This is a genomic window from Muriicola marianensis, from assembly GCF_014638095.1.
Classification (GTDB): domain Bacteria; phylum Bacteroidota; class Bacteroidia; order Flavobacteriales; family Flavobacteriaceae; genus Muriicola; species Muriicola marianensis.
In genome coordinates, this window is the sequence record NZ_BMFH01000002.1 from 531969 (window position 1) to 557826 (window position 25858).

Below are 25858 nucleotides of genomic sequence, written 5' to 3' on the forward strand. Positions count from 1 at the left end.
GCTTTATGCGTTTTGGGTTATCTTTTAAAGTTACAAAAATTTAAGGCGAAGTCAACTTATTTCCCTTTACCCGTTTATTTCTTTTTCCTTAGGTCGGGATTAAAGAACAGGGCCACCTGAAGCCGGTCGAAATCGATCCCACTGAAGTGGTTTTTAAGATACCCCACCTGCAGGCTGCTGTTCTCTGTGATATGTACTCCGAAAGCAAAATAGAGTCGATTCTGGCCAAAAGCGTCGTCCTGGAGATTGATAAAAATCTCGTCATAGGCATTGACAAAAAAAGTATCTGTCAAAGGCAGGGTAACCTGCAGTCGGTACCTCGCTCTGTGCTGTGTGTCGGTGAAATCTCCGAAGTTGATAAACCGCTGTTCCATTCGGTACCGGTGCTCAAAAAGAAATTCTCCCACCTTGTTCTTGAGGATGAATTGCTGGAAGATCCTGTTCTCCCGGGAATCCCTGTCCCCGCTGAATTCCTCAAAGGTGTTGTCTGTGAGAATGTAGGCATACCCGAGGGTGGCGATGGCATCCGAATTAATGTGGTAGTTCAACCCCGTCCTGAGCAGCATCTGGTTGAAATTACCCTGGGTTTCGTAATAACGAAACTGTGCTTCCGAATGTATACTCAGCTTATCCGAGACCTGGTTCATGCCAAAATACATGTACCAGGCACCCCAGGTGTCTTCCCCCGTTTCCTGAGCTAAAGAAAGGCCGGAACACAAGAGGGTTAAGGCCAGTATCAGTCTTTTCATTCCGTCTCGGTTTGCATTTCCATGGTCTCCCCGTCCTGAATAGGCTGTCCCTTATCCTGTTTCAGGTAGACGTCGAGGAACTCAAGGATCTTGCTGTAGGCAGCGATCTGATTTTCCTTTTTCACGAATCCGTGACCCTCATCCTCAAATAGGACATACTCTACAGGCACTCCATTCTTCCTCACCCCGGCTACGATCTCGTCGGATTCTACCTGTAATACCCTGGGGTCTTTTGATCCCTGAAGTACAATGAGGGGTTTTGTAACCTTGTCTGTATGGAATAAGGGCGAGATCGCTCTCAGGCGTACCGAATCCGCACTGTTGGGATCACCTAATTCCTTGTAGAGGGCATCTTTAAACGACTCCCACCAGGGCGGGATGCTCCTCAGGGTGCGTATCCAGTTCGTCACGCCGAAGAGATTCACTCCCACAGCAAACTCTTCCGGAGTATAGGTAAGGGCAGCCATGGTCATATAGCCGCCATAGGAACCCCCTATGATCCCGATCTTCCCGGGATCGATCTCGGGCTGGGCGGCGAGCCAGTTCTTCCCTTCCACACAGTCCCTGAGGTCCTTGTCTCCGTGGTTGAGGTCGTCCATCTGATAAAATGTCTTACCATAACCGCTGCTCCCCCTGTTGTTTACGGCCAGGACCGCATAACCGTGGTTGACCAGGTATTGGATAAGGGAGCTGAAATTCTGCCTGCTTTGCCCTCCGGGTCCTCCATGCACCCAGACAAGGGCGGGGACTTTATTTTCGGGTGAGGCCTGGTGTGGTTTGTAATAGATGGCCGGGATCTCCAAACCGTCAAAAGAAGGATAGCGAATCACCTCGGCCTTCACCAGGTCCTGTGGCTGGATCTCTTTATTCAGGACATCTGTCAGCTTAGTTTGTTCCCCTGATGCGATGTCGTACACATACAGGTCTGATGGGCTGTTGGAGCCGCCGGCGTAGAACCTCATCAGGGTGTCATCGTCCGAAAAAGACACACTGGTAATGTCCATATCGCCTATGGCAGGCAGGGTCATGGGCTCTCCCGTGGCCACTTCCTCCACTTCAATACTGTTCTTGGCATCCTCGTTTATGTAGGTCACCCGGTACTTGCCGGTTCTCGTAAAGTAAGTGCCATTGATATCCCAGTCGCGCTCCATCACTTTGTCTCTTGTTCCGTCCGGGATGTTGTATCGCATCACATAGGAAAACTCAGAACCTTCGTCTGTGGTGTAAAGGAGGGAACTGCTGTCCGGGGTAAAATCCTGAGGGGAGTTAGAGCTCTGGCTTTCATTGATCTTGACCTGGCTTCCGGATTCAAGGTCGTGCAGGTACAGGTCGCTGTCATTGGTGTTCAGGGCCTTGCTGAGGGTGATGTATTTCTCATCCCTTGAGATCGCACCAATGTCATATCCCTGGTCATTCTGATACACCAGTTCAGGGGTAAATGTTTCCAGGTCAACCTTGTACAGATCTATGTAACGATTATCCCTTTTGTTCGATCCAAAGAAAAAGCCTTTCTCATCATCAGTCCATCCGTAAAAAAGGGAGCGGGCTCCCTCATAAGGAGTGAGGTCACGATGGCTGCCGTCCTCTTCCCTGAGGAAGATGTGGTAGATCTCATCTCCGTTGTTATCCATTCGGAAGAGCATACGCTCATCATCAGGAAAATAGGAGATCGCAAAAACCGAAGAACTGTCAGATTCGGTCACGGGCATCAATTCACCCCCACTTACCGGTACCGTATACATATTGTAGATCCCGGATCGGTTGCTCGTCACTAGCAAGGTGCTGAGATCAGGAGAGAAACTACCTCCCCCCACATTCTCGTTATCCATCATTTGTTCGATGGTATAGGACTTGAGGTTTTTGGCAACCTCATTCTCTGCGGGCTTTTCCTTGCAATTCCAAAGGAAGACAAGCAGGATCAGAATCAGTGCTTTTTTCATGGGTTTAGATTTTATTTCGTTTATCAAATAGTAGAGGTTGATTCCTGTCATTCAAGTGAAAAACTGGAGGTATCTTTAAACAGGCTCACATTCAGGGGTTCAATCTTCTCCCGGTAGGTCTTCCAGTCCTCCTCGAAGAAGGTATTGGTCTTTTCCAGGGCCGATTTCAGTTCTGATTGGGCAAATTCCATAAGCCTGGTTTCCGTCTCAGTGATCCCTGTCTTCCTGGAAGATACATACTGACTTGCCATCCCTATCCTGCGCATTACGGTCATTTCAGGATTACGGGTTATCCCCTGCCTCTTGTCTTCTTTCCCCAGGTAGATATCGATAATCCCATTGATCTTTTTGGCGATGTCCTTGGAGGCATCAATAGCATCTTTGAATTTTTCCTTGTCCAGCTCCCCTAGGTCCTTTTGGTATTTCTCTGCTACCTTCTTGCTCTCGGACAGTTGTTTTACCGCATCGGCTGCCGTCTGGGTCATGTTTTCCAGTTTTTTTGCGGCATCGTATACCTGGTCGATACTCGCAGAGGAAACATCAAGGCGAGGATCTGAAGCTACGGTGATCACCGTTTCATCACTGGCCTCGCCCAGGGAGACCACAACGCGGTACTTTCCGGGCTTTACATCCACACCTCCGGATTCCCTGTTTCGTTTGCGAAGGGTTCGTGAAGGCCGGTCTGGACCCTTTTCATCCATGTTCCAGTAAATCCTGTGGAATCCTGCCTTCTCGGGAGTTTTGTATTTCAGGGTCCGTATCAGGTCCTCACCCCGGAAGATCTCAACGATCACAGAATCTTTAGATTTCTTTTTCGCCTCTGCCTCCTCTCCTTCGGATTCTTCATCCTTTTCTTCGGTTTCTTCCTTCTGTTCTTTTTCTGTGGCTTTGGTTGCCTCCTTGCCCTCTTTGAGGAAGTAGGTGATCATGGCACCTCCTTCTCTGTTCTCTCCGTTAAAGATAGCGTCAGCACCAAACCTGCTTCCGGTAGGTTGCTGATAGGCCGCCTGATAGGCAATCGGAGGATCGAAAACCGCAATAGGCTTGGAGAGGACAGTTGGGTCAGAAGCTACTTTGCTCAGCGGGCGGATATCATCCAGCACCCAGGCTGCACGACCGAAAGTTCCTATGACAAGGTCCCTTTCACGGGGATGGATCACCAGGTCTTTGGTGGAAACCGTTGGAAAGCCTTCTGTCCATTTTTGCCATTTCCCTGCCCCGTCAAATGAAACGTAGAGACCGTCATCGGTGCCCAGGAACATCAGCTTAGGGTTCTGAGGATCTTCAACGATTGAAAGGGTATAGCTCTTTACATCGTTTCCATCGACGATCCTCTCCCAGGTCTTACCGTAATCTCTTGTGCGGTAGGCGTATGGGGTGTAGTTGAACCTGCGGTAATCATTGGCAATCAGCAGTGCTTCCCCTTTATTTCTGGCAGAGGCACGGATCTGTGCGACCCAGCTGCCTTTGGGCAGCCCTTTGAGGTTCTGGGTCACTTCTGTCCAGTTCGCCCCACCGTTCTGGGTGAGGTGCACCCTGCCGTCATCAGTCCCAACCCATAACATGTCCTTTTCCAAGGGAGAAGGTTCTATGACCAGGATGGTACAGTGGTTCTCAGCCCCTGTGGCATCCATGGTGAGTCCGCCACTTTCACTCTGTTTGAGTTTTTCAGGATCATTGGTAGTGAGGTCGGGGGAGATCACCTCCCAGGTGAGGCCCTTGTCAGTGCTCTTATGAACAAACTGGCTTCCGAAATACACCGTGCTGTTATCAAAAGGGTCCTGCCCGATCCCGGCATTCCAGTTGAACCGCAATTCTGTTTCCTTATCCGGAGGGGTAGGCCGTACCGAGTAATTGTTACCTGTAATATGGTCGTACCGGCTTACAAAACCCTGCTGACTCATGGCATATCCAAAGCGGGAATCGTCCAGGTCGGGTACCACGTCGAATCCATCCCCGAAAGCGATCTCCTGCCAGTAGCTATTGCGGATCCCCTGGGCTTTCCAGACGTAGGCAGGGCCTCTCCAGGAACCGTTATCCTGCATTCCCCCGTAAACGTTGTATGGATATTCGTTATCCGTGCTGATATGGTAGAATTGGCCTACCGGGAGGTTTCCGATAAAGCGCCAGCTTTCCCCCCGATCTCTTGTGATATTCAATCCCCCGTCATTCCCGTCTATCATAAAATTCCCGTCCTCCGGGTGAATCCACCAGGCGTGGTGGTCGGGGTGTACTCCATTGTTCACCCCGTAGGCAGGCATGAGCTGGGAGAAATTCTTGCCTCCGTCTTCTGAAACGTTGACATAGGTGAAAACGGAATAAACCCTGTTCTCATTCTGAGGGTCTACATAGATTTCGGAATAGTAAAATGGCCTGTTTCCGATATCGTTCTTGTCGTTTATCTTTTTCCATTTAAAGCCCCCGTCTTCCGACTTGTACAGGGCATTCTTCTTGGCCTCTACCAGGGCGTAGACCACATTGGGCCGGCTGCGGGCCACTGCGATCCCTATCCGCCCGAGTTCTCCTTTCGGCATGCCGTCCTCTTCGGTGATTTTTTTCCAGTTCTCCCCTCCGTCGTGGGTCATGTACAGCCCGCTGCCCGGACCACCCGATTTAAAGAACCAGGGGTCTCTCTTGTGTTCCCACATGGCTGCAAAGATCTTATTCGGGTTGGTGGGGTCCATGACCATATCGGCCACCCCGGTTCTGTTATTGACAAAGAGGATCTTGTTCCAGGTCTTGCCGCCATCGGTGGTCTTGAATACGCCCCGTTCCGGGTGTTCACCCCAGGGAGAACCTATGGCACCCACATAGACTGTGTTCGGATCGGTGGGGTCGATGATGATACGGTGGATATGCCGTGTCTTCTCGAGTCCCATCAGGGTCCAGTTCTTTCCCCTGTCAAGGGAGCGGTAAACGCCGTAACCCCCGTTCAGGCTGTTGCGCGGGTTTCCTTCTCCGGTCCCTACCCATATCACGGAAGGATTGCTCTGTAGTATGGCCACTGCCCCTATGGAGGCGGTGACCTCTTTATCAAATACGGGCTCCCATTTGATTCCGCCGGAAGTCGACTTCCACAAGCCGCCCGAAGCTGTCCCGGCCAAGATGATATCGGGATCGCTCTGCACTACATCGATGGCCGTGACGCGGCCACTCATACCACCCGGACCTATGTTCCTGGGTTTGAGGTCCTGGACCATGTCCATTTTAAATTCTTGTGCAAACAGGGTAAAGGATGCGAAAAGCATCAGGGAGAGTAAAGTTCTTTTCATCAGGAATTGCTATAGTTGAAGGCTAAATATACCAAAAAGGGTCCGAGAAATTCTTAAAGAGTTGTTAAGGGGAGTATCCCATCTCCTTTTAAAAGTATTAGGATCAATGAGACGTTTTATCTTGGAAAACCCGCGACTGATATAGCTCTTCTATATGCACGCTGGTTTCATATAATTTGTGGTGATTTTCCCGGATCTTCCCTCAAAAAGTACCTTTTATAATAAGATTAACCGCTTATCTGTTCACCATTACCGAGCCGAAAGTAGACTCAGGAATTCATACAAATAAAAATGCCTCCACGCAGGGTGAAGGCATCGGTTTTATACAGAACGGAACTTTAATTCATCATTAAATGGCCCATCAGGCCGGTGAAATCGCCGTATACCTGCTGGTAAATGATCTTACCTTCGGGATTGAAATCGTAGGATTCGTACAAATTGATCACCCCGGACCTGGCATCTGTGCTATCTGTAGCAGGGAGGGTTACTTCCCATTGGGAGTAAAAACGGACAGAACCGTCCATCTTCTTGGTGTCTGCGTTCACGCCGGGTAACAGCACTGGCGGATCGGTCAGCAGTTTGAAATCGAAGGCCTCCCACATCTGCTTATCATACATTTTCATTTCTTCCAGACTCATGGTATCCTTTTCAACCCCAAATCCCGTGTCTAACATCACAAAATCAGGGGAATACATGGAATAGTCCAGATTTTCGTTCTGCCAGCCGTCCAGGTTAGCCATTACGGTTTTGGAGTTGACTTCAAAAGCTTCTTTGGCAGCTTTCTCCTCCTGGTTTTCTGCCTGGCAGCTGAGCAGCAGGGCAAATAGGAGGGCGAGTTTTAACAGATGTTTCATTTTGCTGGTTATTAATTGGTTACACCTGTAAATGTAGCGAATTTTTGGGAGGGATTCACAAGAATTTTATCAGCCCCATCCTATGCCTGGAAACATTTATGGTTTCCGGATCACTGCCCCGTCTTTCATGACGAAGTAGACCTCCCTCATCAGGCGGATATCCAGGGTAGGATCACCTTTCACCGCAATGAGATCTGCAGTGAAACCTTCCTTTATCTCTCCGAGATTTTCCAGGTGAAAGACCATGGCATTGGTCCTGGTGGCGCATCTCAACGCGTCCTTTGCAGGCATCCCGTATTCCACCATCAACTCCAGTTCCCTGTAGTTCTCCCCGTGGGGATATACACCGACATCACCCCCAAAAGCGATGGTCACCCCTGATTCGAGAGCGGTTCTGAAAGATCTTTTTTTGTTCTTGATCCGCTCAGTATCCGGATCGTTTTGGGGATCCCAGCCCCTGTAGCGCTCTATGGCATGCCCGGCCGCCAGGGTAGGGCAGAGGGCGACGTTTTTTTCCTTCATCAGGTCGAAGACCTCCCGGGTTCCCCCATCCCCGTGTTCAATGGTCTCCACACCTGCCAGGACGGCCCTGCGAATTCCTTCAGGGGTGCTGGCGTGGGCTACCACATATGAACCGGCCGAGGTGGCTGCGTCTACCATTGCTTTAAGTTCTTCAGGCAGGAAGGTCGGCATGGAAGGAGCCCCGGGTGTCCAGCGGTAGTCGGCATACACCTTGATAAAATCGGCCCCATTCCCTAATTGCCTTCTGACTGCCCGGATAGCCTCATCCTTCCCGCTGACGGGTTCAGCTCCCAGGGGCACGTTTACCCCTTCATGAAAGCCTTTGGGACCATAAGCGCCTGTGGCTACAATGGCAGGCCCTGCCACCAGGAGACGGGGCCCGGGGATCATTCCCTGATCTATTGTTTTTTTTAAGGCCACATCAGCGTATCCTGCACCTTCCGAACCCAGGTCGCGCATGGTCGTGATCCCCGCCATCAATGACCTCTCGGCATGTACACTTCCCCTGATGGCCCGCTCAGCGTGTGATTCCTTGAGGACCTGGTCGTTCCAGGAAGTCTCGTTATAGGGATGCAGCAAGAGATGTGAATGCCCTTCGATCAGTCCGGGCAAGAGGGTATACCCTTCAAGAACGATCTCCTGGGTTCCGCTTTTGGCTTTCCACTGTTTCTCAGGACCGGCAAAGCTGATCCGGTCTCCCTCGATCTCTACTACCCAACCCGTGTGAACTTCCACCCCATCGAAGACTCTATCCGGTTTTAACAATACCTGTCCGAAGATGGCTATCGAATTCAGGAGGAGAACACCCATCGCGATAGTTTTCCGTGGCATTTTTCTAAATGACTTGTTCATCTACCGATTTTTTACACTGTTAGCGATCACATTGAGCTTTTTATCCAGGGTCTTCCTGTCCAGCCACACACCTCTGACCATAACCCCTTCCGGTTTTTTAAGCGCGTCCAGGTTGTCCATAGGGTTTACCGAGAGGAGGAGTAGATCGGCCTCCAGACCTTCCGCTACCATGCCGAAGGTATCTTCCTTCCCAAAGAATTGAGCCGGGTTCACCGTCCCGCTTTGCAAGATCTCCAGCCTGTTCATTCCGGCCTCTTCCATCCCCCGGATCTCGTGATGAATAGAAAACCCGGGTACATTGAAGAGCTGGGGTGCATCTGAGCCCAGCAACATCCCGTGGCCTCCCTCACTCAGAGCTTTGATCAATTGTTGCCGGATGGTGTTAAAGCGTTCCCATCCCTCTTTAGAGAAACCGGTTTCCTGTGCGGTCGACTGATCCTTCCTGATCTTCCAGTTGGTAAGGGTGGTCACAGGCATGTATTGCATTTCTGGATCCTTTAACAGAACATCTGAAGAGACAGGAGCGAACCAACGTTCAAACAGGCTTTGCGTAGGGACTATCCAGACCTTGTTCTCGCTTGTAAGGTCAACCAGGGCTGGGATCCGGGTGGTATCAGCAAGACCGGTAAAGTTATAGCCAAAAAAGCCGTTGGAAGCCGGATTTACACCTGCATCTTCCGGAACCAGTCCCTCCAGATAGCCATCCACATGGTCGATGGAGGCGTAACCGCTGTTAAGGGCGTGATAGATGCCTACATCGACGGGAACGTGTCCTGCAAAAGGTATCCCGACTTCCCTGGCGGTGGCGACCAGCTCGTCAAAAACTTCTCGCTTGATACCCGGATGGATCTTCAGAAAGTCGTAGCCCTCCTTTTGATATTGGGTGACTTTGGTCCTGGCTTCTTCCGGGGTCTTTACCGAATTGCCATTCAGGGAAGGGCTTGATGTAAAGATCCTGGGCCCTAGCACTTCACCTTGTTCTACCTGCTGTCTCAGTTCCAGGTGGGAAGGGTGCCCGAGCATGCCCCTTATTGTGGTGATCCCATTCGACAGGTAGAGCAGGAGGGTCTCTTCTACATGCTCCCTGCTGGCGGGGGGAGACGGGATATGCGCGTGCATTTCTGCCAGGCCGGGCATGAGGTACTTGCTCGATCCGTCAATTTCGGTCTTGTATAAAATACCCTCAGGGGCTTCCGCAGTGATCCTGGTGATCACCCCGGAGTCTACCTCCACGTACTGATGTTCGAGCAAACTGCCATCAGAGGGGTCAAGGATGGTCACATCTGCAATGAGGATGTCTTTTTCGGATGGGGGTTCTGCTTGCCGGCACCCCAGGCTCAGCAAGGTGAGCAAGAGGAAGAAAGTACTTTTCATGAGGTTTCTTTTAGATCGCTTTATTCCCTGATAACAGGGTAAGCACAGAAAGGTAGTAAGAATTCCCGACAGCCCTCTCAGAATCTCCTAAAATCCCATGTGATCAACTTTTCACTTCCATAGGAAGAATGTAAATATTTGGGTCTACCCTCATGTGCTCAACCCCTTCGATCTTTTCAGTTTTCCAGTCCTTCTTCGGGAAGAGCCAGTGGGGTTGATCGTTTACGAATATCCTCACGGGCATATCAAAACTGGGAACCACGCTTGTATAGCGGTAAGTGATCTCTCCTTGAGACAGACTGTATTCCAGGACGGGGATCATGGTGGTCCGAAGGTATTGCTCAAAAAATTCGGTAAGGTCTATACGCGTCTTCTGGCTTATGTAATCTTCCACCTGGCGGGATGTGACTGTCTGGTGATAGAATTCTTCGTTCAATCCCCTGAGTACACTGCGCCACTTTTGGTCGTCCTCCAGTAATTGCCGCAGGGTGTGCAGCATATTGGCCCCCTTGTAGTACATATCGCTTGAGCCTTCCTGGTTAACGCCATAAGGGCCGATGACAGGCCGGTCGTTGCGGATATTCCGGCGCGTCCCAACCACGTACTCGGCCGAGGCCTGTTCTCCGAAGTGATAATCGAGGTAGAGGTTCTCAGAATAGGCAGTAAAACCCTCGTGTACCCACATATCGGCTGCGTCCTTGTAGGTGATGTTATTTGCGAACCACTCATGCCCGGATTCGTGAATGATGATAAAATCGAATTTCAGGCCCCAGCCGGTACCGGAAAGGTCCATTCCCAAATACCCATTCTGGTACTTGTTGCCATAGGTAACGGAGCTTTGGTGCTCCATCCCCAGATAGGGCACCTCGACGAGTTTAAAGCTATCCTCGTAGAAAGGATAGGGCCCGAACCAGTGTTCAAAAGCCTCGAGCATCATGGGCACCTGCGCAAACTGTTTTTTGGCATCTTCCAGGTGATCGCGCAATACGTAATACGAAAGATCCAGGGTTCCATTTTCACCCTGGTAGGTGTCCTTAAAGCGCACATAATCAGCGATGTTGACATTGACCCCGTAGTTGTTGATGGGATTGGTGACATACCACTCGTAGGTAGTGTTATCCTCGTGTTCTACCGTGTTTTTTAGTCGGCCGTTGGCAACCCCCACCAACCCTTTGGGCACGGTCAGCCTGATGGCCATACTGTCTACCTCGTCGTACATGTGGTCCTTGTTGGGCCACCAGACACTGGCACCGAGACCCTGGCAGGAGGTGGCGATAAATGGCAGGCCATTCTCATCCGTACTCCAGGAAAAACCCCCGTCCCATGGTGCCCTCACAGCCTCTCTGGGATTGCCGGAGAAGGTGATCTCGAGCTCACCTATCTCTCCGATCTTTTGTTTGTCCCGAAGGGAAATAAAATGGGCGTTCCCGTTGGATGTAAATTCCAGAGGCTCCCCATTTTGCATCACTGTTCCGATCCTCATAGGTTCCTGGAGGTCTATTTGCATCACCTGCTTCTCGTCCAGGACCTTGTACCGGATGTTGTTTTTCCCTTCGATGTATTTCTGTCCCGGGTCCACGGAAACCTGCAGATCGTAAAATACCAGGTCCCACCATGCCCTTTCCGGGGTGATACTGCCGCGCAAACTGTCCTGTTCGGTAAAGTTCTGCTCCTGTCCTGAGGCCAGGGACATTGAAAAGAATAATAAAAAGAATACTACTAACTTTTTCATGAGGCTTCGTTTAAAACTCTGGATCTTTATCCAGGAGATAATGGTAGTCACTTCCCCGAAGTATGGACCTCATATCGTCCGTGTTCAGCAGGTTGAACAAGGCTGTTTTTTTGTCTACCGCATTTTCATAGTAGGACTTGGTGATCAGGTAGCCCATGGCGTACCCCAGATCAGCGGGCCTGTCTTCAATGGAACCTCCGTTGTATAGCCAAAGGGAGAGATCCTCTGAAAGGAGATCCTGTTTTAATTGCAGGGTCACCATCCTGAAATTCTCCGGAATTTTGAGGTAATCGAGCTGCTCAGACTCAACAGGTGTACCGGATGCCAACTCCCTAAGGAAATCGCACACCCCTTCGCCTATCACTTTGTACATCACCGTAGTTCCGTGAAGGGAGTCCGAATAGCTTTGTTGATAATGCATGAGTTCGTGCAGGATCAACTGCGGTAGTGCTTTCAGGTCGGAGATCGTTTCATTTTGCCATTCATTGAGTTCGTGCTCCGGCATAGAAGGGGACCTGCCATACATATCCCCACCCACAAAGAGGCCCATTTCCGAGGCTGTACCCCCGGAGTTTAGCAGCCCTGGTACAATATACACTTTAGGAAATACTGCTTTGGGATACAGGGTTTTAAAGTTCTTAAGAGCGGCGGTAGTCTTACCCCGAAGAGCTGCAAGACTGTCCGGGTTCATTCTGTTTCTCAGGTAGGTATAATATTCCGGGGCCCCATTGATCATTTGACCATACATGTTCTCGGTATTGTAATACCGTATTGCGTAATAATCCCTGATCTCCGGCGGACCCTCGAGGATAAATGCTTTTAAATAATTTCGGGCACTGTCTTTTTCGGCCAGGGCCTTTTCAAAATAGGGCCAGAATGTATCCATGGCCCTGGTCTCTACGGAGAAGTTGTCGATATTACTGAGGACCTTCCCCAGGGAATCCAACCTCGATTCAAGTCGGCTGAACTCCTCAGTCTCCATACCCTCAAGGCCTGGCAATTTCCCGAGGATCCCCGGGTTGGCCATCCCCATGTCGATGGCCCTGTGCAACAGGTAGACAGCAGAGTCCTTATTGTCTGCCTGCAGGTAAAGGGAGGCCGCTTCTACATAGAGTTCTGAGGATTGAAGGTCTGAATTGGCTTCATAGATCTTTCTGGCGAGGAGGTCGTATTTACCCCTGTTCTCTAGATGCTCGTAGTCCTCAAAAACGATATTGAGATCCGGGAGTTTTTTCGCCTGGGATCTTTTCTTCTCAACAGGCTCACCCTGCCGACAGCTCAGAAAGAGTATCGAGGTTGCCAGGATACATCCCAGCCAGCCCCGTAAGTTTAAAGCTTTCATGGGTTTCAGTTCCTGAAAATACCGTTGGGGAAGACGACCGGACTTTCAAATCCTGCTTCGCTTACAGCAGCTACTCCAAAAAAGAAGTTGTCGATGACAATTCCTTCCAGGGTAACTTCATTGACATCGCCCACATGGCGGTAATTATCCCAGGTGGGGGAGGTTGTGTCCCTCCAGTAGACCTTGTAACCCGCAGCGCCCTCAGACCTGCTCCACTTCAAGATGGCTGAAGGTTCAACTATGCCACCTATCTGTACTTCGGCAGGTGCAGGCGGGGCCCAGGCTAAGGAGGCCAGGTTGATGGCATTCACGGCGGTGAGCTTGGCGGCGTATTCAAAATTGACGTGTTCCAGCACATCACCATAAGCGATCCCGTCCTCTACCCGGATATCCTGGTGCTGCTGGGTGTAGTTCTCATGGGCTTCCATGATCCTTATACCCGCGAATCCCTGGTCGTTAAAGGGACGATGATGCCCTCCTCTTCCGAACCTGTCGAGGCGATAGATCATCATCGGATTCATCTCGGGCATATAGGTTTTTGTCGTCTTATGAACATATCGGGCCAGTTGGCGTGAGATTCCATCTACCTCCCCTCCGTAAAACCTCCTCGCTGCGCGCTGCCTGTCAGTTTCCGTTGGAGGGACGGGTTCTGAGAAGATCCTGAAATCGCGGTTGCTGACCACTCCGTCTACCCCTCTTATGTTCCCGATCATGTCGTTATTGAGGATGCCTATAATGTCCCAGCCTTTTTCTTTAGCATATTCGGCGAGAAACTTGCCGCCGTAAAGTCCCTGCTCTTCTCCGGAAAGTCCCACATATATTACGCTGTTCTCAAATTTGTATTTAGACAGGACCCGGGCGGCTTCTATGGTACCGGCCATCCCACTCGCATTGTCGTTGGCACCGGGCGAATCATCTGTATAATTGGTAGGATCACTCACCCTGGAATCTATATCCCCACTCATAATGATATAACGGTTAGGGTATTTGGTGCCTTTTTGTACAGCTACTACGTTTACGACCATCACATCCTTGACGATACGCTGGTTATCCCCCTTTGGGACAAAGCCCTTCTGGTAAAACACTTCCAGGCAGTTATCGCAGGCATTGGAGATCTTTTCAAATTCACTTTTTATCCACCGCCTGGCCGCACCAATTCCCCTTGTGGCAGAGGTGGTGTCGCTCAGGGTGTGGCGGGTTCCAAACCCAACCAGGGAAGTCACATCAGATTTGATGCGGTCTGCGGAAACCTCGTCTATAATATTGTAGATATCCTTTGAAGATTGGGCAAAGGAGGTGGTGGCAATCACCAGCAAAAAAGGAAGCAGATAATTTCTCATAATTTTTTTCTGTTTTGTTCAAACCGGGGGATACATAAATCAAAGCGGACCCGGGACCGAGTAAAAAACGCGTAATACCAAAGGTAACACCTACTTTTTATATCCGAGGGATCACTGGTAAAAAAAACTGACCTCTCTCAGCTGAAAGGGAAGAACTTCGTAAATACTAAATCTCAGGGTTCTTGCTTTGTTTTTTAAGGATTTTCCGCCACAAACAGCAGGACCCCGGAGTCGTTATGGGTCGCCATCCTCGTGATCCCATCGACTTTATCTTCGGGTAAATTTCTAAAGACCGTCCATTCGTCAGAGATACCCGGGTAGAATTGCCAAATAGTGCTTCCGCTACCCGCAAGAACTCGTCCGTCGACAAGCCAGTACACGTCCTGCACTCCAGGGGGGAGGTCTGTGATCACCTTTGTTGCTCCGGATAGTGGGTCAACGGATTTAAGTTCACTTTTTCCATCTTCCCGGTTGACAAAACTCACCAATTGTGTATTTGGAATTCGGTGTAAAGAGCGACCTACATTCCTTTGGAAGGTGTAGTTGGTATGATCCTTCAGGTTAGAAACCACCAGGTCCATCCGGTCCTCCACAAGGACGGCTGAGACCAGCAATTCAGGATTGTACCAGACGTGGTATCCCACCTTCAGGTCGAGCAATGGTTTGGATTTCCCGGATTTCCAATCGTATCTGTAAAGGAGCTGCTTCCCATCTCTATCTAGTCGGATGGCCGAAAAGTCCTCACTTCCCGGGATCCTGGTAGGGGAATATTCTCCCCCTCCCGGGGTATCTGTTTTCCATACCTTTCGGTTGTCAGAAAGGGAATAGGCTACCACATCCGTTTGTCCGTTCCTTGTGGATGAGAAAAGTATAAGAGAATCGTTGTAGAATGAGGGCTGGTTGTCATAACCGTCATTATCCGACAGATTCCTGATCTCGTTCTTTGCAACCTGCCGGGAAGTAGATCGCAGGTCTATCAGGTAAACTTCTGTTTCCGTCTGGGAGTAAATCAATGCTGGGATAAAAGCAAGGATGACGGCCAGTGGGATGCTGAGTCTATCCGACCTTTTTTTCAGTAAAACGGGAGAGGAGGTCACGGACATTTTTGATACTGTCTAGATAATATTTCGCCTGTGTCTTCTGACGGCCGACCTTTACAGTGACGGCTGTATCCGGGAGTTCCTGGAACATGAATTCATCCGTCCAGTCGTCACCTATCGCAAAGACAAAGTCGTACTCATCTCCTGTAAAAATACGCATTGCAGCCCTTCCCTTGTTCACATTGCTGCTTTTTATCTCTACGACCTTGTTCCCGTTGAGTACGCTCAGGTCGTCATTTGCGATAAGGCTCCTGAGGACGGTATTCAGTTCGGAGGCCCGCTTTTGCCCAAAATCAGGGTCTGTATTTCGGTAATGCCAGGCCAGGGAGTAGTTCTTTTCCTCAATAAAACTCCCAGGCGTCCGGTCCACAAATGATTCGAGAACTGGATGTATCTTTTCCATCCAGTCTTTTTTCACATTTTCAAGCATAGTGAAATCATCCCCGTTTTCAGAGAGCCATACGCCGTGCTCTACGATCATGTTGTACTTCTTTTTTAGGAACCAGCGACCAAAGGTCTCCTTATCCCTTCCGCTGATCAGGTAGATGTGCGTATCGGGCAAGGCCGACAGGGCATCTAGCAGCCTAAAGAGATCCTTATCGGGGGAAGCTTTCTGGGGATCGTTGTGAAAGCCGGCCAGGGTGCCGTCGTAATCGAGGAAAAGCAATCGTTTGCGGGCAGCGTGGTAATCTGCCATGATAGTATTAGTGAGATCCACCGAGAGCCTGCGGGTTACGTATGCCGGATCCTTGTCCCTTTGATCGGTCAGGGATCTCATGAAATCGTTGGCCCATTTTTCCACATTATAACGTTCCAGCCTTTTTTGCAACACGTCGTTCCTTGATTTTTGCTCTTTTGGGGGCATCTGTATCGCCCTGTGGATGGTGTCGGCGATCTGTTCAAAATTGTTGGGGTTGATCAGGAGAGCTTCATTCATCTCATTGGCAGACCCTGCCATCTCACTGAGTATCAGGACCCCGGTCTTATCCGTTCTTGTGGCGATGTACTCCTTGGCCACCAGGTTCATCCCATCCCTGATGGGGGTGAGCCAGGCGATATCGCAGGAAGTGTAGAGGTCGATGAGATTCTCGAAGGGCATGGAGCGATAAAAATACCAGATCGGCGTCCAGCTTACAGTGGCCAGCTCCCCATTGATCCTCCCGACTAGTTCGTCTATTTCTTTTTTCAACAGCTGATACTGGGGAACATTGCTGCGGGAGGGCACTGCCAGGATAATAAGGCGTACTTTTTCCTTGTACTGCGGATATTTGTTCAGGAAATACTCATAGGCATTGAGCCTTTTGGCAATCCCTTTCGAATAGTCGAGCCGGTCTATGGAAAGCAGGAATTTTGCGTCGGGGGTCGATTCCTTGTGCTTGTTGAGCCTGCGCTGTAATTCGGACTGTTCTTTTTTGGGCAGGGACTGGTGTGTTTTGGCGGCCTCGCTGAACTTTGCGTAATCGATCCCCATCGGAAAAGAATCGACCTTCACGATCCTGTCATCGAGATAGATGTCATTAAAACTGACCTCAAGACCGAGTATCCTCCTGATGGAACTCAGAAAATGTCTTTCGTAATCATAGGTGTGGAAGCCGATGAGGTCTGAACCCAGCAAGCCCGACAAAACTTCTGCCCTCCATGGAAGGGTTCTGAAGATCTCAAAGGAAGGAAAGGGGATATGCAGGAAGAACCCGATGGAAGTCTCGGGCCTTTTTTCCCTTACCATACGTGGGACAAGCATCAACTGATAGTCGTGCACCCAGATGATATCATCCTTATCCGCCTTTTCCAGGATGGCATCAGCAAATTTTTGATTGACGGCCTTGTAAGTCTCCCAGCTGGCCAACTCGAATTCGGAATACTCAAGGAAGTAATGAAAAAGAGGCCAGATCGTCCTGTTGCTGAAGCCGTAGTAAAATCCATCTACTTCTTCTGCTGTCAGCTTTACTTTGGAAGACCCGTGTTCGGCCAGGGCTGCATCGATATCGTCTTCAAGATCCTCCGGGATCTCTTCTTCTGTAAGTCCGCTCCACCCGATCCACAGGCTTTCACCCTCTGAGTGAACCGACTTCATCCCGGTGGCCAGTCCACCCACACTGGGGATGGCGCTGATACTTCCATTATCGATTTGCAATTGTACAGGCAGCCTGTTTGAGATAATGATAGTTTTGGCCATAAATCAAGTGTTTTTACCCTTTTTTCTTATTAATTTCTCTAAATTTCGTCAAATTACGACGCAATTCCAATGATAACTGAATTTTTACAGGATTCTCATTTATGGACAACTTAGATTATGGAATTATCGGAAACTGCCGGAGTGCAGCCCTGATCTCGAAGAAGGGATCCATTGAATGGTGCTGCCTGCCGGAATTCGATTCTTCCTCGGTTTTTGCAAAATTGCTGGACGATGAGATTGGGGGGAGCTTTGGGTTCCATGTTGCCCCGGAATACGTGATCAAACAGCGGTACAAGAAACACACCGCCATCCTGATCACCCGTTTTGAGGACGGCGAAGACATCTTTGAGGTGCACGACTTTATGCCTCGGTACGTAAAAGGCCCATCCCAGTACTACGGTCCGCCGGAAGTTGTCCGATTTGTAAAACATATCTCCGGAAGGCCTAAATTAAGTGTGCATTACGATCCCAGACTGGCTTATGCCTCAGGTAAGACGGATACCTATGTAAAAAAGAATTTCGTGGTCAGCCTCACCGAGGGGGATAAATTTGAAACGGTTTTCCTCTATACCTCTTTCAACAAGAATGCGGTGGTGGAAGGGAGGGAGATAGAGGTAACCGAAAACGGTTACTTTTTGCTGGCCTACAACGAAAAGATCTTTCAGCCCAGTACCCGGAAGATCTATCTCGAACTGGAAAGGACCAAGGTATATTGGCTCAACTGGAGCAATAAAACCCCTAATTACAAGAAGTATAACGCCCAGATCAACCGCAGTGCGATCACCCTTAAATTGCTCACCTATAACAAGACAGGTGCCGTACTGGCAGCTGCCACAACTTCCCTTCCCGAGACTATTGGAGAGGTACGGAATTGGGACTATCGCTTTTGCTGGATCCGGGATGCCTCCATGGTGATCAAAGTGATGGCAGACCTGGGCCATACCAATGTAGCCCGGAGGTACCTGCAATTCATCGTTGACCTGATCCCCGACAAGGACGAAAAATTGCAGATCATGTACGGGATCAACAAGGAGAAGAAACTCACAGAAAAGACCCTGGACCACTTAAAGGGGTATAAAGGCTCCAAGCCGGTAAGGATCGGCAATGCGGCCTACCATCAGAGGCAGAATGATATTTATGGTATCCTGATGGATGTGCTGTACGACCAGCTGAAGAGATTCAGTACGGACCTGGAAAACGGGGAAGAATTGTGGGGTATCACCAAAGGGATCGCCTGGATCGTCTCCAAGCACTGGCGGGAGCCCGACAAGGGCATATGGGAATTCCGCACGGAGGACCGTCATTTCACTTTCTCCAAAGTCCTGTGCTGGGTGGCCATAGACAGGGCTATCAAAGTGGCGCGTATCTTCCGCAAGAACCGAAAGGTGGAAAAATGGAGCGCCTTGGAACAAGAGATCAGGGAGGATATCCTGACCAACGCGTGGAATGAGAAAAAAAAGGCGTTTACCCAGTCTTACGGGTCGCCCAACCTCGATGCCTCCGTATTGCTGATGGAATCTTACGGCTTTATCCCGGCCCGTGACCCCAGGTTTATCAGTACGGTGCACGCGATAGAAAAGGAACTCAGCAATGACGGACTCCTTTACCGATACAAGAACAAAGACGATTTCGGATTGCCATCCTCCTCTTTCACCATCTGTACCTTCTGGTTTATAAACAGCCTTTTTAAGATAGGGGAAGAAGAAAAGGCCCAGGCTTTGTTTGACAAGGTGCTCGGATACGGAAACCACCTGGGGCTGTTCAGTGAGGACATCGACTTTAAGACCAAGCGGCTGTTGGGCAATTTCCCTCAGGCCTATTCCCACCTGGCCCTGATCGAATGTGCGATCAATTTCTCCCAGAAGGCAACGGAACAACGCGTCCTGGAGTCTATGCGCTGATCCTGTTTCTGCCTGTATTCAATATCCTGTCAAGCAACGCCCTTAGGTGTTCTTCAGTGGTGAATGGGTTCATAATAGTACATCTCAGGTATTGTGTTCCTTTGATCCTCGTCTGAACGATATAAAAAACACCATCCTCCAGCAGTTCCTGACGGATCTCCTTGTTGATCTGATCCAGTTTCCCGGAAGAAAGCCCCGGTTCGACAAAGCGGAAACAAACGATATTGGAATGGGGAGCAGTGGCCAGTTCTAAATGAGGGTCTGCTTCAATCATACCGGCCAGGGTCCCGCCCAGGTCATACAGGGTGGTGACGTTCGCATCGAATAATTCCTCCCCATAGGTTTTCCACAGGAGATACCACTGAAGGCTCATCATCGTTTTTGTGCATTCAAAGGTGCGTTTAGCCAGGTTAAACCAGTCTTCCTCATCCGAGTGTTGCAGCAGGTATTCGGCCTCCTGGCTAAAGGTGGTATGCGAATGGCTGCCATCCCTGAACAGCAGAGCTGTGGTGATAGTCGACATCAGCATCATTTTATGCCCGTCGATGACCACAGAGTCGGCCCGGTCTATGCCCTGCATAGTTTTCCTGTATTTTTTGGAAAAAACAGCGGCACCTCCGTGTGCAGCGTCCACATGGAACCACAGGCCTTTTTCTTTGCAGAAATCAGCCAGGGTATCCAGATCGTCATACACTCCTGTAGCCGTGGATGGGGCACTCCCAACCAGGGCGAAAATGTGCAGACCTTTGTTGCTGGCTGCCTCATAAGCTTGTTTTAGAAGAGAAGTGTCTATTGAAAAATCAGCCTTAACCGGTACCTTGATGATCCCTTCGGTTCCCAGCCCCATGATCCTGGCCGCCCGGTCGATGCAGTAATGGGCTTCCTCTGAGACCATCACGGCGAGGCGTTTGCCGTGACCTTCCAGCCAGACATCCTCTTGCAGTACAGCTTTCCTGGCCGAGAGCAGGGCGGTTAGATTGGCCAGGGTTCCACCGGAGGTAAGGATCCCCCTGGACCCTTCTCCAAAACCGATTTTTTGAGCGAGCAGGTCTGTGACAAGTCGTTCCATGGCTGTTGGGGCCATTCCCATTTCGTATACCGCCATCCCATTGTTGAGGATGGAGCTGACCAGGCCGCACAGTGCCGCCTGGGGTGCCGGGGCACATACCTGGTGACCGATATACCTGGGGTGATGCACATGGGTGGTGTGCCTGAGCACCTCTTGGAAAAAGTCCGATCCCGACCCCGCATTAAAAAAACCTCGCCAGAATTCCATTTCCTCTTCCGGGCTGGAATAGTTGATGACCTTCTCGCCTCTTCCGTTGAGACTGCTCTCCAGGTGATCAGCCAGGAGGTCTATGAGCTGATGGCCTTGCTGGCGGAAACTGTCGGGTTCATATACCTTCTGTAAAAGTTTGGCGTTCATAAACCTGTTTTATTTTGATGGGAGGAGTAAAGGTAGAGGTATGACCTTATTTCATCTCCAAGAAGAACATATTATTTTGGCCTTGGCGATAAAAAAGGTAGGAAATGACTGCTAAATTTCTACTTTTGAGGATCAACGACAAACAGAATTCACATTATGAGATTACCAAAATTTATGCTCGCCTTTTTGGCGATCGGGATCCTGTGGTCCTGTGGAGAAAAGGAACCTGCTAACAAAAACAAAGAAAAGGAGAACACTTCTTTTGAGTACCTGGTAGACCGATTCGCAGACATACAGATTCTCAGGTACCAGGTCCCCGGATTTGACAACCTCTCACTCAACCAAAAAAAACTCGTCTATGCCCTGACGCAGGCCGGACTGGCTGGTCGGGACATCATGTGGGACCAGAATTATCGGCATAACCTGCAGATCAGAAGGGCCCTGGAAAAGATAGATACTACCTATACGGGAGACAAGTCTTCAGACGACTGGAAGGCTTTTCAGACCTATCTGAAAAGAGTGTGGTTCTCTAACGGGATCCATCACCATTACTCCAATGATAAGCTAAAGCCCGGATTTTCTGCTGAATATTTGACCACCCTCCTGGAAGCCACGGACACAGAATTAACCGGTGAGCCCTTTGATGTTATCTTCAATGAGCAGGATGCCAAGAAGGTTAACAAGAAGAAAGGAATCGATAATGTAGCTGAATCTGCGGTCAATTTCTATGATCCGGGGATTACATCTGCCCAGGTCGAAGAGTTCTACGCCAAGGCAGATCGGGGTCCTGAAGGCCGACCCGTAGAGACCGGATTGAATTCTAAGTTGATCCTCCGCGATGGGAAGATCTCCGAAGAGGTCTACAAGTCAGGAGGTATGTACGGTACGGCAATCGACGAGATGATCAAGTGGCTGGAGATGGCCAAAGATGTGGCAGAGAATGAGAAGCAGGCTAAAACCCTGGAATTATTGATCGAGTACTACAAAACAGGCAGTCTGGCTACCTGGGATGAATACGCGATCTCCTGGGTCAATTCACGGGAAGGGGATATCGATTGGATCACCGGATTTGTGGAAGTGTACAACGATCCCCTGGGATACAAGGGATCTTATGAAACGATCGTACAGATCAAGGATTTTGAGATGTCTAAACAAATGGCAGTCCTTTCGGATAACGCTCAGTGGTTCGAGGACGAGTCGCCCCTTATGGATGAACACAAAAAGAAGAATGTAGTCGGGATCTCCTATAAAACGGTGAATGTTGCAGGTGAGTCCGGGGATGCCTCCCCCAGTACGCCCATAGGTGTAAACCTGCCCAACAACAACTGGATCAGGCAGGAGCATGGAAGTAAATCGGTTTCTCTGGGGAACATCATTGATGCTTATAACAATGCAGGTGAATCCGGACGATTGCAGGAATTTGCATTTGATGAGGAGGAGATCGCGAGAGAGAAAAAATACGGCACAGCAGCATCAAAACTCCTGACTGCCTTGCACGAGGTCGTTGGCCATGCCTCAGGTCAGATAAATGCCGGAGTTGGCCAGCCTAAGGAGACATTAAAAAATTACGCTTCTACCATGGAAGAGGGGAGAGCAGACCTGGTAGGCCTGTACTACCTCATGGATCCTAAATTACAGGAGCTGGGCCTTACGGACAACTGGGAAGAGTTGGGCAAGACGGCCTATGACCGCTATATCCGAAACGGACTTGTCACCCAGTTGATACGAATCGAACTGGGAGATGACATTGAGGAAGACCATATGGTCAACCGCCAATGGGTCTCTGCCTGGGTTTTCGAAAGGGGACAGGCAGATAAGGTCATCGAAAAGGTGGAAAGAGATGGAAAGACTTATTACCACATCAATGATTATGCAAAGCTAAGGGAGCTTTTCGGGCAATTGCTCAGGGAGACGCAGCGGATTAAATCGGAAGGGGATTTCAAAGCAGCCCAGGACCTGGTAGAAGGTTATGGGGTAAAAGTAGACCAGGAACTGCATGCTGAGGTCCTGGAGAGAAACTCAGCCTTCATAACGCCGCCCTACAGCGGTTTCGTAAACCCCTATATTGTTCCTGTGCAGGATTCAGAAGGGGGGATCGTTGATTTCAGACTGGAATGGCCTGAGACCTTTGAGAGTCAGATGCACGCTTACGGTAAGAATTACAGCTTCCTGAAATAGGACCTGGAACCCATTAAAACAAAAACCGCCCTCAGGGGGCGGTTTTCTTTTTGTATAGCATAAATAACTATCCGTCGAAGGTGTAGCGGTTTTCCTCCGCTACCTTTTCTGCGATCTTGTTCCTGAGGGCTACAACATTGGGTTGGTTGGTGTATTTGGTGAACCGTTTCAGTCCCATCAGCATCATACGCTGTTCGTCTCCCTCGGCAAAGGAAACGATGGCTTCCTTGCCTTTCTTGATCACCAGGTCAACAGCCTCATAGAGATAGAGTTTTGCCATGGCAATTTGTATTTCCTGGGCAGCTTCACCATCACGCTTCGCATTTTTCTCAGTCCGCAACACGGTAGATTCTGCCATGTAGATCTCAATCAGAATATCTGCTGCAGCGAGCAACAATTGCTGATGGGATTCCAGATCGGGTCCGAACTTCTGTACGGCACTTCCGGCTACCATCAGGAAAACCTTTTTGAGCCGGGCGATCAGATCTTTCTCCTCTGCGAATAACTCTGAAAAATCAGGTGTTTCGAAGGAAGGGATACCCATGAGTTCTTCCCCTACGGCTGTGGCCGGACCGAGCAGGTCTACGTGTCCCTTCATGGCTTTTTTCACGAGCATTCCCACCGCGAGCATGCGGTTGATCTCGTTGGTACCTTCGTAGATACGGGAAATACGGGCATCACGCCATGCCTTTTCCATGGGTGCGTCGGCACTAAAGCCCATCCCCCCAAAGATCTGTATGCCTTCATCCGTAGTATTTTGAACATCTTCGGAAACGGCTACCTTCAGGATAGAACACTCAATAGCGTATTCTTCCACCCCTTTGAGTTCCGCTTCCTGATGAGTATTTCCTTCCGCTACCCGGATGGCGATCCTGTCCTCGATATTCTTTGCTGCCCGGTAACAGGCTGATTCCCCTGCATAGGCATTGATGGCCATCTGTGCGATCTTGGCCTTGATAGCGCCGAAGTTCGCGATAGGGGTCTTGAACTGAATACGTTCATTGGCGTATTTCACCGCCTCATTGGTCACGCGTCTCTGTGCCTCAAGGCAGGCAGCTGCCAATTTGATCCGACCTACGTTAAGGGCGTTCATCGCGATCTTGAAGCCATTGCCGCGTTCTGAAAGCATGTTCTCTACCGGCACCTTGGTCTCGTTGAAGAATACCTGTCGGGTAGAGGATGAATGGATTCCAAGTTTCTTTTCCTCTTCTCCCAGGGAAATGCCGTTCTCCGGATCATTCTCTACGATAAACCCGGTAATGTATTTATCGTCCTCTATCCTCGCAAAGACGATAAAGAGGTCGCAGAACCCGGCATTGGAGATCCACATCTTCTGTCCTGTAATGCTGTAGTATTTCTTGTCTTTGGACAGAACTGCTTTAGTCTTTCCGGAATTGGCGTCTGAGCCGGCTCCCGGTTCGGTGAGGCAGTAGGCGCCGAACCATTCTCCGGTTGCCAGTTTAGGTACGTATTTCTTTTTTTGCTCCTCAGTCCCGTAAAGGGTGATAGGAAGGGTACCTATCCCGGTGTGTGCTCCAAAAGCGGTGCTGAAGGAACCGGTCGCTCCGGAAATATAATCACAGACGAGCATGGTAGAGACGAAGCCCATCCCCATGCCGCCGTACTCCTCAGGAACTGCGATGCTGAGGAATCCGAGCTCGCCGGCCTTTTGCATGCACTCCTTGGTGTATTCGTAGTCTTTGTGCTCAAAGCGTTCCCAGTGGGCCCAGAGTTCGCGGTCTACAAACTCTATGGTGCTTTCGCGCATCATTTTTTGTTCCTCATTGAGGTCTTCCAGCGTGAATACATCTTCACACGGGGTCTCTTTGACGAGGAACTGTCCTCCCCTGAGGATATCTTTTTTTACGGTTTCAGTACTCATGGTCGTATATTATTTGAAGGTGTTCTAATTTAAAAATTCAAAGATTCCGGCTGCTCCCTGCCCGGTGCCCACACACATGGTGACCAGGCCGTGTTTGCCTTTCATCTTCCGTTTCCGCATCTCGTCAAATAGCTGGACGGAAAGTTTGGCGCCTGTGCATCCCAGCGGGTGCCCCAAAGCGATGGCTCCTCCATTGACGTTGACGATCTCAGGATTGAGATCCAGTTCCCTGATCACGGCGAGTGACTGGGAAGCAAAGGCCTCATTGAGTTCGATGAGTTCCAGGTCTGACTGTTTCATTCCGGCCTGTTTCAGGGCTTTGGGCACGGCCTTTACCGGACCAATCCCCATGATCCTGGGCTCTACCCCGGCAGCGGCGTAATTCACCAGTCGGGCTATGGGCTCGAGCTTGAGTTCTTTCACCATATCTTCGCTCATCACAAGAACAAAAGCGGCTCCGTCACTCATTTGTGAAGAATTCCCGGCTGTCACGCTTCCTCCCGCAGCAAAAACGGGCTTGAGTTTCGCCAGGACCTCCAGGGAGGTATCTGCCCGTGGACCTTCGTCATCCTTTACCGTATAGGTAGTGCTCTCCTTTTTCCCCTGGGCATTCACAAACGTATGCTCCACTTCAATGGGTACGATCTGATCGGTAAACTTGCCTTCTTTCTGGGCTTTCAAGGCCTTCATATGGGAATTATAGGCGAACTCATCCTGGTCTTCTCTAGACACCTTGAATTGTTTGGCTACGGCTTCTGCCGTGAGGCCCATCCCCCAGTAATAATCTTCATTCCCTTCTTTGGCCACCGCATAGTCTGGTGTAGGCTTGTAGCCACCCATTGGGATGTAGGACATGCTCTCTGCCCCTCCGGCTATGATACAATCAGCCATTCCGGATTGGATCTTGGCCGTCGCGATACCGATCGTCTCCAATCCTGAGGCACAATATCTGTTCACTGTAACACCGGGTACATCCTCGATCTTTAGTCCCATCAGAGATATCAGTCGGGCCATATTCAGTCCCTGTTCAGCCTCGGGCATCGCATTGCCCACGATTACGTCATCGATCCTCTTCTTGTCGAGGCCCGGGACTTCTTTCATCAGGAATTCTATGGTCTCGGCTGCCAATTCATCTGGCCGCTTGAAACGGAAAAGGCCTCTTGGTGCCTTGCCCACGGCGGTTCTGTATGCTTTTACAATATATGCTGTCTTCATCTT

General features: G+C 50.0%; 16 protein-coding genes. 2 read left to right on the forward strand and 14 right to left on the reverse strand.

The genetic code is table 11. The features are described from left to right. Positions 1–74 precede the first annotated feature (74 nt). From IEV19_RS13365 to IEV19_RS13415, 11 genes are all read right to left on the reverse strand, one after another. Entirely contained in the window at positions 75–749 is a 675-nt protein-coding gene (locus IEV19_RS13365) for a DUF2490 domain-containing protein (RefSeq protein WP_188371231.1), read from the reverse strand. Then, a complete protein-coding gene (locus tag IEV19_RS13370) occupies positions 746–2689 on the reverse strand; it encodes a S9 family peptidase (RefSeq protein ID WP_188371232.1) in 1944 nt (647 codons plus the stop codon). Before IEV19_RS13370 ends, IEV19_RS13365 begins: the two co-directional genes overlap by 4 nt. Positions 2690–2736: 47 nt before the next feature. Beyond that, positions 2737–5961, reverse strand: coding sequence for a VPS10 domain-containing protein (locus IEV19_RS13375; RefSeq protein WP_188371233.1), 3225 nt, complete (start codon positions 5959–5961; stop codon positions 2737–2739). Positions 5962–6299: 338 nt separating this feature from the next. Beyond that, positions 6300–6815 carry a hypothetical protein gene (locus tag IEV19_RS13380; protein WP_188371234.1) on the reverse strand — a complete coding sequence of 172 codons (516 nt, stop codon included), beginning with the start codon at positions 6813–6815 and terminating at the stop codon, positions 6300–6302. Positions 6816–6911: 96 nt separating this feature from the next. After that, positions 6912–8168 (reverse strand): metal-dependent hydrolase family protein, encoded by a 1257-nt coding sequence (locus IEV19_RS13385; RefSeq protein WP_188371337.1) that lies wholly within the window; start codon positions 8166–8168, stop codon positions 6912–6914. A gap of 21 nt (positions 8169–8189) precedes the next feature. Next, positions 8190–9563, reverse strand: a complete 1374-nt coding sequence (locus IEV19_RS13390) for an amidohydrolase family protein (RefSeq protein ID WP_188371235.1) — start codon at positions 9561–9563, stop codon at positions 8190–8192. A gap of 103 nt (positions 9564–9666) precedes the next feature. After that, positions 9667–11295: a M1 family metallopeptidase gene (locus IEV19_RS13395; RefSeq protein WP_188371236.1), complete on the reverse strand. Its 1629-nt coding sequence runs from the start codon at positions 11293–11295 to the stop codon at positions 9667–9669. Positions 11296–11305: 10 nt separating this feature from the next. Next, positions 11306–12637: a DUF2268 domain-containing putative Zn-dependent protease gene (locus IEV19_RS13400; protein WP_188371237.1), complete on the reverse strand. Its 1332-nt coding sequence runs from the start codon at positions 12635–12637 to the stop codon at positions 11306–11308. 5 nt (positions 12638–12642) lie between these two features. Beyond that, positions 12643–13977, reverse strand: coding sequence for a M28 family metallopeptidase (locus IEV19_RS13405; RefSeq protein WP_188371238.1), 1335 nt, complete (start codon positions 13975–13977; stop codon positions 12643–12645). Between the two features lie 194 nt (positions 13978–14171). Next, positions 14172–15080, reverse strand: a complete 909-nt coding sequence (locus tag IEV19_RS13410) for a TolB-like translocation protein (RefSeq protein WP_188371239.1) — start codon at positions 15078–15080, stop codon at positions 14172–14174. Then, positions 15034–17253: a bifunctional alpha,alpha-trehalose-phosphate synthase (UDP-forming)/trehalose-phosphatase gene (locus tag IEV19_RS13415; RefSeq protein WP_188371240.1), complete on the reverse strand. Its 2220-nt coding sequence runs from the start codon at positions 17251–17253 to the stop codon at positions 15034–15036. Before IEV19_RS13415 ends, IEV19_RS13410 begins: the two co-directional genes overlap by 47 nt. Positions 17254–17354: 101 nt before the next feature. On the opposite strand from IEV19_RS13415, the gene IEV19_RS13420 reads away from it, so the two are divergent. Continuing rightward, positions 17355–19154: a glycoside hydrolase family 15 protein gene (locus tag IEV19_RS13420; RefSeq protein ID WP_188371241.1), complete on the forward strand. Its 1800-nt coding sequence runs from the start codon at positions 17355–17357 to the stop codon at positions 19152–19154. Here the strand turns inward: IEV19_RS13420 and IEV19_RS13425 are convergent. Next, positions 19144–20580, reverse strand: coding sequence for a pyridoxal phosphate-dependent decarboxylase family protein (locus tag IEV19_RS13425; RefSeq protein WP_188371242.1), 1437 nt, complete (start codon positions 20578–20580; stop codon positions 19144–19146). The two genes, IEV19_RS13420 and IEV19_RS13425, sit on opposite strands and share 11 nt — an antisense overlap. Positions 20581–20736: 156 nt before the next feature. Between IEV19_RS13425 and IEV19_RS13430 the strand changes: the two genes are divergently transcribed. After that, positions 20737–22758 carry a dipeptidyl-peptidase 3 family protein gene (locus IEV19_RS13430; protein ID WP_188371243.1) on the forward strand — a complete coding sequence of 674 codons (2022 nt, stop codon included), beginning with the start codon at positions 20737–20739 and terminating at the stop codon, positions 22756–22758. A 67-nt stretch (positions 22759–22825) separates the two neighbouring features. Here the strand turns inward: IEV19_RS13430 and IEV19_RS13435 are convergent, their stop codons facing one another. Beyond that, a complete protein-coding gene (locus tag IEV19_RS13435) occupies positions 22826–24640 on the reverse strand; it encodes an acyl-CoA dehydrogenase FadE (protein WP_188371244.1) in 1815 nt (604 codons plus the stop codon). 24 nt (positions 24641–24664) lie between these two features. Continuing rightward, complete coding sequence (locus IEV19_RS13440; RefSeq protein WP_188371245.1) at positions 24665–25855, reverse strand: acetyl-CoA C-acyltransferase; 1191 nt, start codon at positions 25853–25855, stop codon at positions 24665–24667. Between the last annotated feature and the right edge of the window lie 3 nt (positions 25856–25858).

Coding starts and splice junctions, on each gene's coding strand:
- IEV19_RS13420 (WP_188371241.1), top strand. CDS start 17,355: ATGGACAACTTAGATTATGGAATTATCGGAAACTGCCGGAGTGCAGCC.
- IEV19_RS13390 (WP_188371235.1), bottom strand. CDS start 9,563: ATGAAAAGTACTTTCTTCCTCTTGCTCACCTTGCTGAGCCTGGGGTGC.
- IEV19_RS13375 (WP_188371233.1), bottom strand. CDS start 5,961: ATGAAAAGAACTTTACTCTCCCTGATGCTTTTCGCATCCTTTACCCTG.
- IEV19_RS13385 (WP_188371337.1), bottom strand. CDS start 8,168: ATGCCACGGAAAACTATCGCGATGGGTGTTCTCCTCCTGAATTCGATA.
- IEV19_RS13395 (WP_188371236.1), bottom strand. CDS start 11,295: ATGAAAAAGTTAGTAGTATTCTTTTTATTATTCTTTTCAATGTCCCTG.
- IEV19_RS13370 (WP_188371232.1), bottom strand. CDS start 2,689: ATGAAAAAAGCACTGATTCTGATCCTGCTTGTCTTCCTTTGGAATTGC.
- IEV19_RS13405 (WP_188371238.1), bottom strand. CDS start 13,977: ATGAGAAATTATCTGCTTCCTTTTTTGCTGGTGATTGCCACCACCTCC.
- IEV19_RS13430 (WP_188371243.1), top strand. CDS start 20,737: ATGAGATTACCAAAATTTATGCTCGCCTTTTTGGCGATCGGGATCCTG.
- IEV19_RS13415 (WP_188371240.1), bottom strand. CDS start 17,253: ATGGCCAAAACTATCATTATCTCAAACAGGCTGCCTGTACAATTGCAA.
- IEV19_RS13425 (WP_188371242.1), bottom strand. CDS start 20,580: ATGAACGCCAAACTTTTACAGAAGGTATATGAACCCGACAGTTTCCGC.
- IEV19_RS13365 (WP_188371231.1), bottom strand. CDS start 749: ATGAAAAGACTGATACTGGCCTTAACCCTCTTGTGTTCCGGCCTTTCT.
- IEV19_RS13410 (WP_188371239.1), bottom strand. CDS start 15,080: ATGTCCGTGACCTCCTCTCCCGTTTTACTGAAAAAAAGGTCGGATAGA.
- IEV19_RS13400 (WP_188371237.1), bottom strand. CDS start 12,637: ATGAAAGCTTTAAACTTACGGGGCTGGCTGGGATGTATCCTGGCAACC.
- IEV19_RS13440 (WP_188371245.1), bottom strand. CDS start 25,855: ATGAAGACAGCATATATTGTAAAAGCATACAGAACCGCCGTGGGCAAG.
- IEV19_RS13380 (WP_188371234.1), bottom strand. CDS start 6,815: ATGAAACATCTGTTAAAACTCGCCCTCCTATTTGCCCTGCTGCTCAGC.
- IEV19_RS13435 (WP_188371244.1), bottom strand. CDS start 24,640: ATGAGTACTGAAACCGTAAAAAAAGATATCCTCAGGGGAGGACAGTTC.